We start from the raw sequence: 15,854 nt of genomic DNA, 5'->3' as shown, positions 1-15,854 counted from the left end.
CGCGATGGGCACCGTCGATTGCGCATCACATTCCGCACAGAGCCGCGGACTATCGCGCCAGCAACTCAAGACCCTCGTGCTGTCCGCGCTCGGCGGCGCGCTGGAGTTCTACGACTTCGTCGTGTTCGTGTTCTTCGCCACCACCATGGGCGCGCTGTTCTTCCCGGCCGACCTGCCTGCATGGATGCGGCAGGTGCAGACCTTCGGCATCTTCGCCGCGGGCTATCTCGCGCGTCCGCTGGGCGGCGTGCTGATGGCGCATTTCGGCGACCTTACCGGGCGCAAGCGGATGTTCCTGCTCAGCATCCTGCTGATGGCGCTGCCCACCCTGCTGATGGGCCTGCTGCCGACCTACGCCCAGATCGGGATCGCAGCCCCGCTGCTGCTGCTCGTGCTGCGCATCCTGCAAGGCGCTGCGATCGGCGGCGAGGCGCCGGGCGCGTGGGTGTTCGTCAGCGAGCACGTCAGCCCGCGCCATCGCAACCTGGCCTGCGGCTCGCTGTCGCTGGGCCTGCTGGCCGGCATCCTGCTGGGCTCGCTGGTGGCGCGCGCGCTCAACGCTTGGCTGGACGAGGCGCAGCTGCTGGCCTGGGGCTGGCGCTTGCCATTCCTGCTGGGCGGCGTGTTCGGACTGCTGGCGATGGTGCTGCGCCGGCAGCTGCAGGAAACCCCGGTGTTCGCGGAGCTGCAGGCGCGCCGCAGGCTGGCATCGGAGCTGCCGCTGAAAGCCGTGCTGCGCGATCATGCCAGCGCAGTCGCGCTGGGCATGCTGCTCACCTGGCTGCTGACCGCCGCGGTGGTGGTCACCATCCTGATGATGCCCACCATCCTGCAGGGCATGGGCGTCAGCCGCGATGCCGCGCTCGCCGGCAATGCGCTGGCGGTGCTGGCGGCGATGGCGGCGAACCTGGTCGCCGGGGCGCTGGCCGACCGCTTCGGCACCGGCCGCGTGCTGGCGCTATGGAGCCTGCTGCTGGGTGTCGCATTCTGGTGGTGCTACCGCGCAGCGCAGGACGGCCACTACTCACACGCGCTCTATGCGCTCGCCGGCAGCGGCGTGGGCCTGACTGCAATGATCCCCGCGATCATCCTCGGCGGTTTTCCACCGGCGGTCCGCTTCTCCGGACTGTCGCTGGCCTACAACCTCGCCTACGCCATCGCCGGCGGCCTCACCCCGGTGCTGCTGAGCCTGGCGATGCAACGCAACCCGGCCGCGCCTGCGCACTATATCGCCGGCATGGCCGCGCTGGGGATCGCGCTCGCAGTCGGAGTCGCCTGGCGCGACCAGCGCATGCCCGCGGCTTGAGTCCGCATGGCGGGCTGGCCATTGAGTGCGCCGCGACTGGCTTGTCAAGCTGTCGCCGATCGAACTGCGCGGCGACAATGCGCGCAGAGTTTTCTCGCGAGCCTGCCGCATGACTGATGCCGTCTCTGCCTCCAGCCACAAGATCGCCACCACCATCGCCGCCGAGATCGGCGCGCAGCCTGCCCAGGTGCAGGCCGCAGTCAAGCTGCTGGACGAAGGTGCCACGGTTCCGTTCATCGCCCGCTACCGCAAGGAAGTAACCGGCGGTCTGGACGATACCCAGCTGCGCAATCTCGAAATCCGCCTGGCCTATCTGCGCGAACTGGAAGAGCGGCGCGCGGCGATCCTGGCCAGCATCGCCGAACAGGGCAAACTCACCGATGCGCTGCGCGCCGAGATCGAGGCGGCAGACAGCAAGGCGCGCCTGGAAGACCTCTACCTCCCCTACAAGCCCAAGCGCCGCACGCGCGCGCAGATCGCGCGCGAGGCCGGGCTGGAGCCTCTGGCAGATGGCCTGCTGGCCAATCCAGATCTGGTGCCGGAGGAGTACGCCGCCGGCTTCATCGACGCCGACAAGGGCGTTCCCGATGTCAAAGCCGCGCTGGAAGGCGCGCGCGCGATCCTGATCGAACGCTGGAGCGAGGATGCCACGCTGCTGGGCGAACTGCGCGACTGGCTGGCGCGCGATGGCGTCATCCGTGCCCGGGTAGTGGAAGGCAAGCAGGCGGAGGGCGAGAAATATCGCGATTATTTCGACCACGCAGAACCACTTGCCACGATTCCCTCGCACCGGATGCTGGCGCTGCTGCGCGGACGCCGCGAGGAAATCCTGCAGCTGGAGCTCGACCCGGGAGCAGACGCCGAAGCCGGGCATGCCTATGCCGAAGGACGCATCGCGCGACACGTCGGCATCGCCGAGCGCGGGCGCGCGGCCGATTCCTGGCTGCGCAATGCGGTGCGCCTGGCCTGGCGTGCGCGGATCCACATGCACCTGTTGCTCGACCTGTTCAACCAGGCACGCGAGAAAGCCGAGACCGAGGCCATCGAGATTTTCGGGCGCAATCTGAAGGATCTGCTGCTGGCCGCGCCGGCGGGCCCGAAGGCCGTACTGGGCCTCGATCCTGGGCTGCGCACCGGCGTAAAGGTGGCGGTGGTGGATGCCACCGGAAAGCTGGTCGCCACCGACACCATCTATCCACACGAACCCAAGCGGCAGTGGGAGGCGTCGATCGCCACCCTGGCCGCGCTGTGCCGCGCGCATCGGGTCGCGCTGATCGCGATCGGCAATGGCACTGCCAGTCGCGAGACCGACAGGCTGGCCGGCGATTTGATCAAACGCCATCCCGAACTCGCGCTGCAGAAACTCGTGGTCAGCGAAGCCGGCGCCTCGGTGTATTCGGCATCGGAGCTGGCCGCGAAGGAGTTTCCGCATCTCGACGTCTCACTGCGCGGAGCGGTCTCCATCGCGCGTCGTCTGCAGGATCCGCTGGCCGAGCTGGTGAAGATCGAGCCCAAGTCGATCGGCGTCGGCCAGTATCAGCACGACGTGGACCAATACCGCCTGGCGCGGCGCCTGGATGCGGTGGTGGAAGACTGCGTGAACGCGGTCGGGGTGGATGTGAACACCGCCTCCGCGCCGCTGCTGGCGCGCGTCTCCGGCCTGTCGGCGACGGTGGCGGAGAACATCGTCCTCTACCGCGACCAACACGGCCCCTTCCCGTCGCGCAAGGCGCTGCTGAAGGTGCCGCGCCTGGGCGAAAAAACCTTCGAGCAGTGCGCAGGCTTTCTGCGCATCATGGACGGCGAGCAGCCGCTGGATGCCTCCGCCGTGCATCCGGAAGCCTATCCGGTAGTGGAGCGGATCCTCGCCACCACCGGGAAATCGGTCAGGCAGATCATCGGCGATACGACGCTGCTACGCGCACTGCAGCCACAGCAGTTCGTGGATGACCGCTTCGGCCTGCCGACCGTGCGCGACATCCTCAAAGAGCTGGAAAAACCCGGCCGCGACCCGCGTCCGGAGTTCCGCGCCGCGCAGTTCGCCGAAGGCGTGGAAGACATCCGGGATTTGCGTCCAGGCATGGTCCTGGAAGGCGTGGTGACCAACGTCGCCGCATTCGGCGCGTTCGTGGATATCGGCGTGCATCAAGACGGGCTGATCCATATCTCGGCGCTGTCCGAGCGCTATGTCAAAGACCCGCGCGACGTCGTGAAAGCCGGCGATATCGTGAAGGTGAAGGTGCTGGAGGTGGACGTTGCGCGCCGCCGCATCGCCCTCACCCGCCGCCTGGACGATCCCCTGGGCCAGGCCCGCTCCGACGCGCGCGAGGCCGACCGGACGGCGCGGCACCGCTCCGCTCCACGCGATTCACGCACAGTGACGTCGCAAGCGCAGCCGGCGAAAGCGCCGTTCAACAGCGCGCTGGCGGACGCACTGCGGGGGCTGAAACGATGAGCATGCCGTCATCTACAGTGGACCCAGACCCGCGTCCGCAGCCGCCGACGCCACCGCAACCCGGCGACTGCTGCGACAGCGGCTGCGACCCCTGCGTGCACGACCTCTACGCCGAGGAACTCCGGCATTACCGACAGGCACTGGCCGCGTGGAAGGCACGCCATCCTGATGCCGCAGAGTAAATCCCGATGCCTCGCGGCGCGCAGCGCCCCGCGAGGCTCGCGCCTGCTGGCAACCGGCGCGGCTCAGGCTGGCCCGGCTTCGTTCGCGACACCGTGCGGCACGTGCCCGGCCGCGACGTGACGGCGTGCCGAATCGATATTGTGCGGCGAGTCGTCGAAAAAAATATCCGCGCCGAATGCCTCCAGGAACGGCCCTTTGTCGCGCCCGCCGAGGAATAGCGCCTCATCCAGGCGCACGCCCCATTCACGCAAGGTGCGGATCACGCGCTCATGCGCAGGCGCCGAGCGCGCCGTGACCAGGGCGGTGCGGATCGGCGCGTCCTGGCCGGCGGGGAATGCTGCCTGCAAGTCGTGCAGTGCCGCCAGGAACCCGCGGAACGGGCCACCCGAAAGAGGCTCGTGCGCATGTGCGCGCTCATGCTGGCCGAATGCCTCTACTCCCTGCTCGCGCGAGACTCGCTCGCTTTCATCTCCGAAAATCACCGCATCCCCATCGAAAGCGATGCGCAGCTGGTGCGGATGGCGCGGCTCGCTGGCCTTTTCCGGCAGGATGGTCGCGGCGGCAACGCCTGCCTCCAGCGCCCGCCGCACCGACTCGGGATTGGCCGAGAGAAACAGCTTTGCGCCAAACGGTTTGATGTACGGCCAGACCGGCGCGCCGGCAGTGAAGGTCGCACGCCGGATGTCCAGTCCGTGATGTTGGATGGAGTTGAACACGCGCAGGCCGGTGTCGGCAGAGTTGCGCGACAGCAGAATCACCTCGACCCGGCGCGCATCCCTGTTCAGATTGAGCAGCTTGCGCACCAGCGGAAAGGCGATGCCGGGCGGCAGCACCTCGTTCTCACGCTGGCGCTGATGCTCGGCGAACGCCTCGATTCCCTCGCGTTCGAACACCGCATGGCTGTCTTCCATGTGGAACAACGCACGCGCGGTGATCGCCACCACTAATGGCGGCACGATGCGATCATCGCAGGGCTGAAGTGTGTCAGACATTGGCATCCCGTTGGAATACGACGCGTTGCGGACGGTGGAGCGCAAAGCCTTGTGCATAATCGACCGCCATCCCGGCCAGCAGATCCAGCAGCTCCTGCGACGACACCCATTCGGCCACGACTTTCAGACCCTGCTCATGGCCGATCTCAGCCACCGCGCGGACGATCGAACGCGACATGCGGTCGCTGGCCATGTTCTGCACGAAGCTGCCGTCGATCTTCACCATGTCCAGCTCGAGGTCCTTGAGATAGGCGAACGACGACATACCGGCACCGAAATCATCCAACGCCACCCGGCAGCCGAGCTTGCGCAGACGGGCGATCAGCGCACTGGAGGCGGCGAAGTCGCGCATCGCCACCGTCTCGGTGATCTCGAAGAGCAATCGCCGCGGATCGATCCGATGCTGCTCCAGCAGGCGCGCGATGCGCTCGACCAGGCCCGGGTCTTCCAGACTGGCGGCGGACAGGTTGATCGCGCAGGTGGACAGCGCCGCGCCGCTGGGATGCAGACGGTCCAGATTCGCCAGCGCGGATTCCACTACCCAGCGATCGAGCAGCGGCATCAGCCCGTAGCGCTCGGCTGCTGGCAAGAACACGCCCGGCAACACCTCGCCGCCGTCCTCGTCGCGTAGCCGCAGCAGCAGTTCGATATGCACGCCAGCCTCACCGCGCAAGGAGCGAAGCTCCTGATAATCCAGCAGCAGACGGTCATCCTGGATCGCCTTGCGGATGCGGCTGGCCCATTCCATCTCGCTCATACGGCGCGCGATGGCGGCATCGTCCTCGACATACAGATGGATGCGGTTGCGCCCGGCCTCCTTGGCCAGATAGCAGGCCGCATCCGCATTCGCGAACAGCTCTTTCAGCGATGCCGCGCTGCGCAGCATGACCACGCCGATGCTGGCGCTGACGGTGTAGCTGCGCTCCTGCCAGAGGAAGACGAACGATTCGATCCCGGCGCGGATGCGCTCGGCCGCCTGGATGGCCTCATCGGGGCTACGCACGCCCGCCAGCAGCACGCCGAACTCATCTCCTCCCAGCCGCGCCAGGATGTCGTGCGGACGCAGGCTCTCCTTCATCTGTGCCGCCAGGCGAACCAGCAGCTCGTCGCCGGCGGCATGCCCGGAGGTGTCGTTGATCAGCTTGAACTGATCGAGATCGATGAACAGCATCGCGCCGAGCTTGCTCCCGCCGCTGGCGAGCAAAGCCTGCGCGCGCAGCTCGAACTCGCGCCGGTTGAACAGCCGGGTCAACGGGTCATGACTGGCCTGGTAGCTCAGGCGCTCGTTCAGCTGCCGCTGCTCGGTGGTATCGCTGGCGACCAGCAACCACATCGGCACATCGTCGATCTCGATCGAGCTGATCCAGGCCGTGGCCCAGAATGGCTTTCCGTCGGCGCCACGCATCTGCACTTCCAATGGAGGCGACGCCCCATCCTCGGTCAACTCCAGCAAGTCGCGGCTGCCGATTTCCAGCAGCGTGCTGAAACCACCGCGCACGGCAGCCTCCGGATCCAGCTTCTGGCGCGCCACCGCATTGCGATAGACGATCGTGCCGTCGTCCTTGCGCACCAGCAGCACCAGACAAGGCAGCAGCTCGTTGAGGGTACGAAAGCGCTCCTCGCTCGCGCGGAAGCGCGCGCTCATCGCAGCGCCGAGCGCGATCGCGCGCTCGCGGGTACTCACCAACGACCAGGTCAGGATCGCGAGCAGCAGGCTCAGCGTGGAACCGATCCACACCACGGCGCGCCATTGCCCGCGCCCGTCCAGCGCGATTCCCGGAGTGACGGCCAAGCGCCAGGTTCGACCGCCGAAACGGAACTCCTGCGTATGCGGCGCGCCGCCGGCGTCGGGCGCGAACCTACGCGCATAGAGCAGCTGCGTGCGCCGATCGCTGACGTCTTCCAGCCGTACCGCGGCGAACTGGGCAGGCGACACGGGAATGGCGGAGCCGATCAGATCGACGATCCGGAACGAGGCGCCGAGCGACCCGACGATCGCTTGCCGCCGTTCCTCCACGGTGACGGGAACGGGGCCGGGCCGATACACCGGCAGGCGCATGATGATGCCATCCAAAGGCCCCTGGCTGTCGCGGCTTTGCAACAACCGAAATGGCGGCGACATCGCGATCTGGTTGTCATCGCGCGAGCGCTGCAGGGCCTGAAGATTCATCGGCTGCGAGGCGACATCCAGCCCGCGGATGGCCTCGTTGCCTTCCAGCGGGGTGAACATGGTGGTGATGTAGTGCTCGCGACCATCGATGACCTGCCGCTGCGCATACGCCAGCGCCTGCAAGCTGACCCGAACATCGGCACTGGCCTGCATGTTCTCGTAGGCATGCGCGAATTCCTCTGGAGTCACATCTTCGGAGGCCAGGAAAAGCGACTGAAACGCGCGCAGCAGATGCTCGCACTGCCGCAGCTGATCCTGGATCCGCAGTGACACCTGCTCGACCTGCCTGACGAACTCCGCGCGCGCTTGATGCTCGGCATAGGCGCGTTGAACCGCAGCCAGCCATAGCGTGGTGCCAAGGCCGAGCAGCAGCACCAGCAACCCCGACGCCCAGGCCGGAAACCGCCGGCGATCGGCCAGCGTCTGCAACGGGTCGCTGTGGCTTGGCGTCGTCGCATCGAGAGACATGCAGGCTCCGCTGGGCTGGACGGGTCAGACGGTGAACTGTTCGATGAGAATGCGTTCTTCCAGGTTGTGCTCGGGGTCGAACAGCAAGGTCACCGGACGCTCGGATGACTCGCGCACGCGCACCTCAGTGACGTCGCGCACCTCATGTGAATCGGCGGTGGCGCTGACCGGGCGCTTGAGCGGATCGCGCACCCGAAAGCGCACTTCGGTCCCTGCCTTGAGCACCGCGCCGCGCCAGCGCCGCGGCCGGAACGGAGCGATCGGGGTCAGCGCCATCACGTTGGCGCCGAGCGGCAGGATCGGGCCGTGCGCGGAAAAGTTGTAGGCGGTGCTGCCGGCCGGGGTGGCCAGCATCACCCCGTCGCAAATCAGCTCCTCCAGCCGCACCTGGCCGTTCAGCTCGATGCAGATATGCGCAGCCTGGCGGGTTTGGCGCAACAGCGAAACCTCGTTGTACGCCAGGGAGGTGACGCAGGCGCCGGCTTCGGTCTGCGCATGCATCTCCAGCGGATGCAGCACGGCAGGCTCGGCCGATGCAATGCGTGCCAACAGGTCATCGCCGGGGCGGTACTGGTTCATCAGAAACCCGACCGTGCCGAGCTTCATCCCGTACACCGGCCGACCCAGCGCACCATGCCGGTGCAGCGTTTGCAACATGAAGCCATCACCGCCGAGCGCGACGATCACGTCGGCTTCCGCCGGCGGATATGCTCCGTGGATCCGCTGCAGTTCGGCCAGCGCGGCCTGGGCCTCGGCAGCGGGACTGGCAAGCAGGGCAAGGCGGGGGGCAGTCATGCTCGCAGGATAACAAGACCCAGCGCCGGGTGTTCGCGATCATCTTTCATGAGCGAACGCAAAGGGCGTCCGTTTCGGGACGCCCTTTGCGGCCAACGCAGGCGACGCGCTCAACCGCGCTGTGCCAGCTGCGCCACGCGCTGCACCGCCACCGATGCAGTGGGATAGTCCAGCGTCTTTTGCGCGGCAAGCTCGGTCAACATCGCCAGCGTGAACCGCAGCGATGGATCGTCGCGCTGTAGCCATGCCCGCACTTTGGCATCGGCGTCCTTGCCCGGCATGCCCAGCACCTGGCCGGTGAGCGTACGCAGCTGCGAGAACAGCTCGTCGCGCAGTACCCCGCGCGCGACCGCGTGCCAACGCCCTTCCACCTTGAGCGCCTCGATCTGCTCACGCAGCCATGGCGCGTGCAGGGCGTCGGCGAGACGGAAATAGACCTTGGCCACCTCCACCGCGCGCAGCTTGCGCTCGCGAGCCAGCTCGATGATGTCCGGGCTGGCGTCCAGATACGGCAGCGCCGCGAGCTGGTCGGCCAGCGCATCGGGCACCCCTTTCTCACGCCACGCACGGCGGCTGGCCTCGTACTCTGGCCGCTGCGAATCCGGCAGGATCCCCTGGCCGGCGCGAATGTCGCGGAAACCGTCGTGATAGCGTTCGACCGCGGTGGCGATCGCGGGCACCGCGCCCGGACGCGACAGCAGCCAGCGCGTGAAGCTGCGCTGCAACTCCCAGATCACCTGCAAGGCATCGATCTGCACCGACTCGGCCACCTTGCCATCCAGCGCATCGATCTGCGCCCACAAATCGCGCGCATCCAGCGTTTCCCGGGTGATGGTGTAGGCCCGCGCGATCTCGCCGATGCTGCGGCCGCTGTCTTCCTGCATGCGCAGGAAGAAGGTCGCCCCCATGCGGTTGATGGTGGAGTTGGTCACCGCGGTGGCGATGATCTCGCGCTTCAGGCGGTGGTTCTCCATCGCCTTGGCGTACTTTTTCTGCAGCGGCTCTGGGAAGTAGCGCACCAGCTCCTTGGACAGGTACGGGTCTTCCGGCACGTCCGAATCCAGCAGCTGCGGATAGGCCACCAGCTTGGCGTAGGACAGCAGCACCGCCAGCTCCGGCCGGGTCAGGCCCTGCCCGCGCAGCGTGCGCTCGGCGATCTCGGCATCGCTCGGCAGGAACTCGATCTGGCGATCGAGCAGACCCTGCGCCTCGAGGGTGCGAATGAAGTGCATCTTGGAGCCAAGACGCGTTGCGCTCATGCGTTCCATCAGGGTCAGTGCCTGGTTCTGCCGGTAGTTGTCGTTCAGGACCAGCTGCGCCACTTCATCGGTCATCTCTGCCAGCAGCTTGTTGCGTGCCGCCAGGGTCAGCCGCTTCTTCTGAACCTCGCCATTGAGCAGGATCTTGATGTTCACCTCGTGGTCGGAGGTGTCCACGCCGGCAGAGTTGTCGATGAAGTCGGTATTGAGCAGCACCCCGTGCAGGGCGGCTTCGACTCGCCCAAGCTGGGTGAAGCCGAGGTTGCCGCCCTCGCCCACCACCTTGCAGCGCAACTGCGCGCCGTTCACGCGCAATGCATTGTTGGCACGGTCGCCCACGTCTGCGTGGCTTTCGGAAGTCGCCTTGACATAGGTGCCGATGCCACCGTTCCACAGCAGATCGACCGGGGCGCGCAGCGCCGCGCTGATCAGCTCGCTCGGGGTCATCGACTTGACCTCTGGATCCAGCCCCAGCGCCTGCCGCACCTGCGGAGTGATCTCGATCGACTTGAGCGTGCGCGCATAGACGCCGCCTCCAGCGCTGATCAAAGACTTGTCGTAATCGTCCCAGCTCGATCGCGGCAGCTTGAACAGACGCTCGCGCTCCTTGAACGAGACCTCGGGATCGGGATCAGGGTCGAGGAAGACATGGCGGTGATCGAACGCGCATACCAGCTTGATATGGCGCGAGAGCAGCATGCCATTGCCGAACACATCGCCGGACATGTCACCGATGCCGACCACGGTGAAGTCTTCGCTCTGGCAATCGCGGCCGAGCGCACGGAAATGGCGCTTGACGGATTCCCACGCGCCGCGCGCGGTGATGCCCATGCCCTTGTGGTCGTAGCCTGCCGAACCGCCGGAGGCAAACGCATCGTCCAGCCAGAAGCCATGAGCCTTGGCGATGCCATTGGCGATATCCGAGAACGTCGCGGTGCCCTTGTCGGCGGCCACCACCAGATAGGGATCATCGCCGTCATGGCGCACCACGCCCGCCGGCGGAATCACCTTGCCGTCGGTACCGAGGTTGTCGGTGATGTCCAGCAGACCATTGATGAAACGCTTATAGCAGGCCACGCCCTCGTTGAACCAGGCATCGCGGTCCTGTGCGGGGTCCGGCAGCTGTTTGCAGAAGAAGCCGCCCTTGCTGCCGACCGGAACGATGACGGTGTTCTTGACCATCTGCGCCTTGACCAGGCCCAGCACTTCGGTGCGGAAATCCTCGCGGCGGTCGGACCAGCGCAGGCCACCACGCGCGACCGGACCGAAGCGCAGGTGGATGCCTTCCACCCGCGGGCCGCACACCCAGATCTCGCGGTACGGGCGCGGCTTGGGCAGGTCGGGCACGCGCGCGGAATCCAGTTTGAAGCTGACGTAGTCAGCCGGCCCGCCGTCCTTGCGCAGGCCATGCGCGTACTCGATGTAGAAGCTGGTGCGCAACGTGGCCTCGATCACGCCCATGAAGCTGCGCACGATGCGGTCTTCATCCAGGCTGGACACCCGATCGAGCAGTCCCAGCAATGCCTCGCGCGCGGCCTGCTCCTGCTCGGCGCGCGTTCCGGCGCGCGCCTTGAGCAGCGGCTCCAGCAGCGCCAGCGTCGCATCATCGCCGCCCGCCAGCGCTTGCAGCTGCGTGCGCAGACGCGCCACGCCATGCTCGATTTCCGCACGGGTCTCGCGGCCCGTCGCCGGATGGAAGCGCGCCTCGAACAGCTCGATCAGCAACCGCGCCAGCAGCGGGTAGCGCGCAAGCGTGGTTTCCATGTAGCTCTGCGAGAACGGCACCCCGACCTGCAGCAAATACTTGCAGTAGGCGCGCAGCACCGAGACCTGGCGCCAGTCCAGCTTGGCCAGCAGCACCAGGCGGTTGAACCCGTCGTTCTCGCAATCGCCGCTCAACACCTTGGCAAACGTGGTCTCGAAAGCCTCACGCACGACCTCCACGTCCAGCGCCTCGAAACCGACCTGCTCCTGCTGGCTGATGACCTCGAAGTCCTGGATGAACACCGACTCGTGACCCACCTCGACCTCGAACAGGCGCTCCGACAGCACTTTCAGCCCCATGTTCTCGAGCACCGGCATCACATCCGAGAGCACCAGCGGAGAACCGTAACGGAACACCTTGAAGCGCAGGCGCTCGTGCTGTGCGGCGGGGGTTCGATACAGCTTCAGGCGCATGTCGCCTGGATGGTGCAGATCGGCGATCTGGAGCACATCATCGGCGGCCACCTGCGGGCTGACTTCCTCGATGTAGCCCGTCGGCAGGGCGCCGCCATAGCGCGCGGCGAGCTTGAGCCCGATCTCCTCACCCTGGCTGGCCACCAGCTGCTCACGCAGCTCGTCGCGCCAGTCGCGCACGATGTCGGCCAGCCCGACCTCCAGCGTCGCCATATCCACCTGCGCCGCGTCCTCGCCGGCACGCTGGCGCACGATCAGGTGCAGCTGCGCCAGCGGCGAATCGCCGATCTGCACGTTGGTATCCACCCGCTCGCCTTTCAGCGCCTCCAGCAGCATCCCCTCGATGCGATGCCGGACCTGGGTGCTCATCCGATCACGCGGCACATAGACGAGCGCCGAGTAGTAGCGGCCGTAGCGGTCACGGCGCAGGAACAGCTTGCTGCGCACGCGCTCCTGCAGCCCGAGGATGCCCATGCAGGTACGCAGCAGCTCTTCTTCGCTGGCCTGGAACAGCTCATCGCGCGGCAGCGTCTCCAGAATGTGGCGCAACGCCTTTCCGCTATGGCTGTTCGGATCGAGCCCGGATTGCTCCATCACGTAGTTGAAGCGCTCGCGCACCAGCGGAATGTCCCACGGGCGGCGGTTGTAGGCGCTCGAGGTATACAGCCCCAAGAAACGCTGCTCGGCCACCGCACGCCCCTTGGCGTCGAACTCCAGCACGCCGATATAGTCCATGTAGCCTGGGCGATGGATGGTCGAGCGCGCATTGGTCTTGGTCAGGATCAGCGCATCCACCGCGCCCGACTGCGGCATGCCGTGTGCGGCCAGCGACTTCAGCGGCCGCACCTTGTGGCCGTCCTCGCTGCGCAGCAGGCCCAGGCCACTGCCCGGCACCGCCACCAGCACCTCTTCCTTGCCGCGCTTTTCGACCCGATATTCGCGGTAGCCGAAGAAAGTGAAGTGATCGTCCGCCGCCCAGCGCAGGAACTCCTGCGCCTCGTGGCGCTGCTTGTCGGCCACCGGCAGACGACGATTGGTGAGGTCATCTGCGACCTCATGCATCTTCGCGCGCATCTTCTGCCAATCGGAGACGATCATCCGCACATCGTTCAGCACGGCCAGGATGCGGGCCTTCAACTTGGCGATGTCCGCCTGCGGCTGGCGATCGATCTCCAGATGCATGAAGGATTCCGGCTCTCCTTCGCCCACGGCCAGCAGCTTGCCGGCCTTGTCGCGCTGCAGCCGGATCACCGGGTGTCCCAGCACGTGCACGCCGATCGCGGCCTCGGCCAGCGCCATCGTCACCGAATCGACCAGAAATGGCATGTCGTCGTTGACGATCTGCAGCACGGTGTGCGCGGAATCCGCCGGGTTGAAGACGCGCACGCTGGGCTTGCCGCGCTTGCGGCTGCGTGCGAACTCCAGGATGTCGATGGCGAGTTGAGCCCAGGCATCGGCGCTGCGCGTGGCGAACTCCTCGGCATCCATGCGCCGATAGAAGGCGGCGACGAACGCTTGCGCCTCGGCGCGGGCAGCCTTGCCCACGCGCTTGGCCACGGCATCGAGAATCGGGTTGAGATCGGCGCTTTCGGCGGGTGCGACGGAGGTTTTCATCGGGTCATGGCCTTCAAGAGAAACGGCCGCACGAAAGCGCGGCCGCCTGGAATAAATGATCAGCGCAGTCCAGTTTCGTTGCGGGCGATCACCAGCCGCTGGATCTCGCTGGTGCCTTCGTAGATTTCGGTGATCTTGGCGTCGCGGAAATACCGCTCGATCGGCATTTCCTTGGAATAGCCCATGCCGCCGTGGATCTGCAGCGCTTGATGGGTGATCCACATCGCCGCTTCCGACGCGGTCAGCTTGGCCACCGAGGCTTCGGTGGTGAAGCGCTGCCCCTGCGCCTTCAGCCACGCGGCGCGCAGAGTCAGCAGCAATGCCGCATCCAGCTTGCACTTCATGTCGGCGATCTTGGCCTGGGTCATCTGGAACGCGCCGATCGGCTGACCAAACGCCTTGCGGTCCTTCACGTAGGCCAGGGTGGCCTCGTAGGCGGCGCGAGCGATGCCGATGGCCTGGCTGGCGATACCGATGCGGCCGGCATCCAGCACGCCCATCGCGATCTTGAAGCCCTGGCCTTCCTCGCCCAGCACCTCATCCGGCTCGACCACGTAGTCGGTGAACTCGATCTCGCAGGTGGCGGAGGCGCGAATGCCCAGCTTCGGCTCGGTCTTGCCGCGGTGGAAACCAGCGCGCGCAGTGTCGATCAGGAACGCGGTGATGCCGCGTGCGCCCTTCTCCGGATCGGTCATTGCGAACAGCACGATGTACTTGGCGACCGGGCCGGAGGTGATCCAGCTCTTCTTGCCGTTGACGATGAAACGACCGTCGGCCTGCTTCACCGCGCGGCAGCGCATCGCGGTGGCATCCGAGCCGGACTGCGGCTCGGTCAGCGCGAACGCGCCGATCTCGCGGCCTTCGGCGATCGCGCGCACGTACTTTTGCTTCTGCGCCTCCGTGCCAAAGGTGAGGATGCCATTGCAGAACAGCGAATTATTGACCGACATGATGGTGCTGTGGGCGGCATCGGCAGCTGCGATCTCGATCATTGCCAGCACGTAGCTGATCGGATCCATGCCGGCGCCACCGTATTCCACCGGCACCTCGATGCCCATCAGACCGTTCTCGCCGAGCGCGCGAATGTTCTCGACCGGAAACTCGCCGGTGCGGTCATGATGCTCGGCGCTGGGCGCGATCTTCTCGCGCGCGATCCGCCGCGCCACGTCCTGAATCATCAACTGCTCTTCGCTGAAGCTGAAATCCACGAGTGCCTCTCTTTGCCCTTTCGCGTGTCTTACGAGATGCGGCATTGTAGCCCCGCGCCGCGGCGAACCGTAGCAGTACGCAGGCGTCCGGCGCATCGTGTAGGAGCCTGCGCGAAATGCCCCAAGCCACGCCGGCGGACAGGCGTTCTGATCGCATCGAGCGGCGATTCGCCAGCCTGCGCGAAGAGGCGGCAATGCCATCCGGGGCCAAGCCGGGGACAGGCAGCGACTTGACCGCATCGCGGCTTCCCGAAATAATCATCTTTAAATCGCGATGGAAAGATATTTATGGATCTGGAAGGCTGGTCTGCGCATCTGAAAGTCTTCGCCGATGCGACCCGCGTGCGCCTGTTGGCGCTGCTGGAAAATGAGGAGCTGACGGTGGCCGAGCTGTCGGCGATCACCCAGCTGGCGCAGCCGCGGGTCTCCACCCATCTGGCCAAACTCAAGGAAGCCGGCCTGGTGCGTGATCGCCGCGCCGGGGTCTCGGCCTACTACCGCTTCGACGACAGCATGATCGAGCCAGCCCAGCGCATGCTCTGGCAATCGATCCGCACCGGAACCGACGATCCCCTGCTGCGCCAGGACGCCGAACGCGTGCCGGCAGTGCTGGCGATGCGCGCAGCCGATCAGAACTGGGCCGACAGCGTGGCCGGCGACATGGAGCGCCACTACTCGCCGGGCCGCACCTGGGAGGCGCTGGCGCGCACCGCGCTGCCGCTGCTGTGGCCGGGCGACGTGCTGGACATCGCCTCCGGCGACGGCGTGCTGGCCGAGTTGCTGAGCCCGCACGCCGATCGCTATGTCTGCATCGATTCCAGCCAACGCGTGGTAGCGGCAGCGCGGGAGCGCCTGCGCCGCTTCGACAATGTCGAAGTGCTGGAAGGCGACATGCATGCACTGCCGTTTCCGGAGGCAAGTTTCGACCTGGTCATTCTGATGCATGCGCTGACGTACGCCACGCGCCCGGCGCAGGCGGTGGCCGAGGCGGCGCGCGTGTTGCGCCCAGGCGGCCGCCTGCTGCTGTCCAGCCTGGCCCGCCACGAGCACCGCAGCGTGGTCGAAGCCTACGGCCATGTGAACCTGGGCTTCACCCACAAGGAGCTGCGCAAGTTCGCGGAAAAGGCTGGATTGACGATTGCCAACTGCGAAACCGTCACTCGCGAGCGTCGTCCACCTCATTTCGAGGTGATTGCGCTGACCGGCGTCAAGTCGTGAGCGGAGGC

Annotated in this window: 7 protein-coding genes and 2 pseudogenes; 4 read left to right on the top strand and 5 right to left on the bottom strand. The window is 66.4% G+C overall.

Annotated features, from left to right (window positions below; genetic code table 11):
* Positions 1-4: 4 nt before the first annotated feature.
* The 3 genes and pseudogenes from ML342_RS01965 (at position 5) to ML342_RS01955 (ending at position 3,943) form a co-directional block, all read left to right on the top strand.
* Complete coding sequence (locus ML342_RS01965) at positions 5-1,306, top strand: MFS transporter (RefSeq protein WP_240125225.1); 1,302 nt, start codon at positions 5-7, stop codon at positions 1,304-1,306.
* 109 nt (positions 1,307-1,415) lie between these two features.
* Positions 1,416-3,638: pseudogene (locus ML342_RS01960) on the top strand (Tex family protein); the annotation flags it as partial.
* Between the two features lie 125 nt (positions 3,639-3,763).
* Complete coding sequence (locus tag ML342_RS01955; RefSeq protein WP_240125223.1) at positions 3,764-3,943, top strand: oxidoreductase-like domain-containing protein; 180 nt, start codon at positions 3,764-3,766, stop codon at positions 3,941-3,943.
* A 63-nt stretch (positions 3,944-4,006) separates the two neighbouring features.
* Here the strand turns inward: ML342_RS01955 and ML342_RS01950 are convergent, their stop codons facing one another.
* From ML342_RS01950 to ML342_RS01930, 5 genes are all read right to left on the bottom strand, one after another.
* Positions 4,007-4,936 (bottom strand): 5'-nucleotidase, encoded by a 930-nt coding sequence (locus ML342_RS01950; protein ID WP_240125222.1) that lies wholly within the window; start codon positions 4,934-4,936, stop codon positions 4,007-4,009.
* Positions 4,929-7,574, bottom strand: coding sequence for a bifunctional diguanylate cyclase/phosphodiesterase (locus ML342_RS01945; protein WP_240125221.1), 2,646 nt, complete (start codon positions 7,572-7,574; stop codon positions 4,929-4,931). The genes ML342_RS01950 and ML342_RS01945 overlap by 8 nt, the downstream gene beginning before the upstream one ends.
* Positions 7,575-7,598: 24 nt before the next feature.
* Complete coding sequence (locus ML342_RS01940) at positions 7,599-8,369, bottom strand: NAD kinase (protein WP_240125220.1); 771 nt, start codon at positions 8,367-8,369, stop codon at positions 7,599-7,601.
* 110 nt (positions 8,370-8,479) lie between these two features.
* Positions 8,480-13,420, bottom strand: a complete 4,941-nt coding sequence (locus ML342_RS01935; RefSeq protein ID WP_240125218.1) for an NAD-glutamate dehydrogenase — start codon at positions 13,418-13,420, stop codon at positions 8,480-8,482.
* Positions 13,421-13,479: 59 nt separating this feature from the next.
* On the bottom strand, positions 13,480-14,673 hold the full coding sequence (locus ML342_RS01930) for an acyl-CoA dehydrogenase family protein (RefSeq protein ID WP_275672340.1): 1,194 nt from the start codon (positions 14,671-14,673) through the stop codon (positions 13,480-13,482).
* Positions 14,674-14,916: 243 nt separating this feature from the next.
* Between ML342_RS01930 and ML342_RS01925 the strand changes: the two are divergent.
* Positions 14,917-15,840: pseudogene (locus ML342_RS01925) on the top strand (ArsR/SmtB family transcription factor); the annotation flags it as partial.
* Between the last annotated feature and the right edge of the window lie 14 nt (positions 15,841-15,854).

It is taken from the genome of Thermomonas alba (genome assembly GCF_022419205.1).
Classification (GTDB): domain Bacteria; phylum Pseudomonadota; class Gammaproteobacteria; order Xanthomonadales; family Xanthomonadaceae; genus Thermomonas; species Thermomonas alba.
Note: the sequence above shows the minus strand (reverse complement) of the source record. Positions and strands in the feature narration are given on the sequence as shown.

Excerpts from the sequence above, each read along its gene's own strand:
- ML342_RS01965 (WP_240125225.1), top strand. The coding sequence starts at position 5 with ATGGGCACCGTCGATTGCGCATCACATTCCGCACAGAGCCGCGGACTA.
- ML342_RS01955 (WP_240125223.1), top strand. The coding sequence starts at position 3,764 with ATGCCGTCATCTACAGTGGACCCAGACCCGCGTCCGCAGCCGCCGACG.
- ML342_RS01945 (WP_240125221.1), bottom strand. The coding sequence starts at position 7,574 with ATGTCTCTCGATGCGACGACGCCAAGCCACAGCGACCCGTTGCAGACG.
- ML342_RS01940 (WP_240125220.1), bottom strand. The coding sequence starts at position 8,369 with ATGACTGCCCCCCGCCTTGCCCTGCTTGCCAGTCCCGCTGCCGAGGCC.
- ML342_RS01950 (WP_240125222.1), bottom strand. The coding sequence starts at position 4,936 with ATGTCTGACACACTTCAGCCCTGCGATGATCGCATCGTGCCGCCATTA.
- ML342_RS01930 (WP_275672340.1), bottom strand. The coding sequence starts at position 14,673 with ATGCCGCATCTCGTAAGACACGCGAAAGGGCAAAGAGAGGCACTCGTG.
- ML342_RS01935 (WP_240125218.1), bottom strand. The coding sequence starts at position 13,420 with ATGAAAACCTCCGTCGCACCCGCCGAAAGCGCCGATCTCAACCCGATT.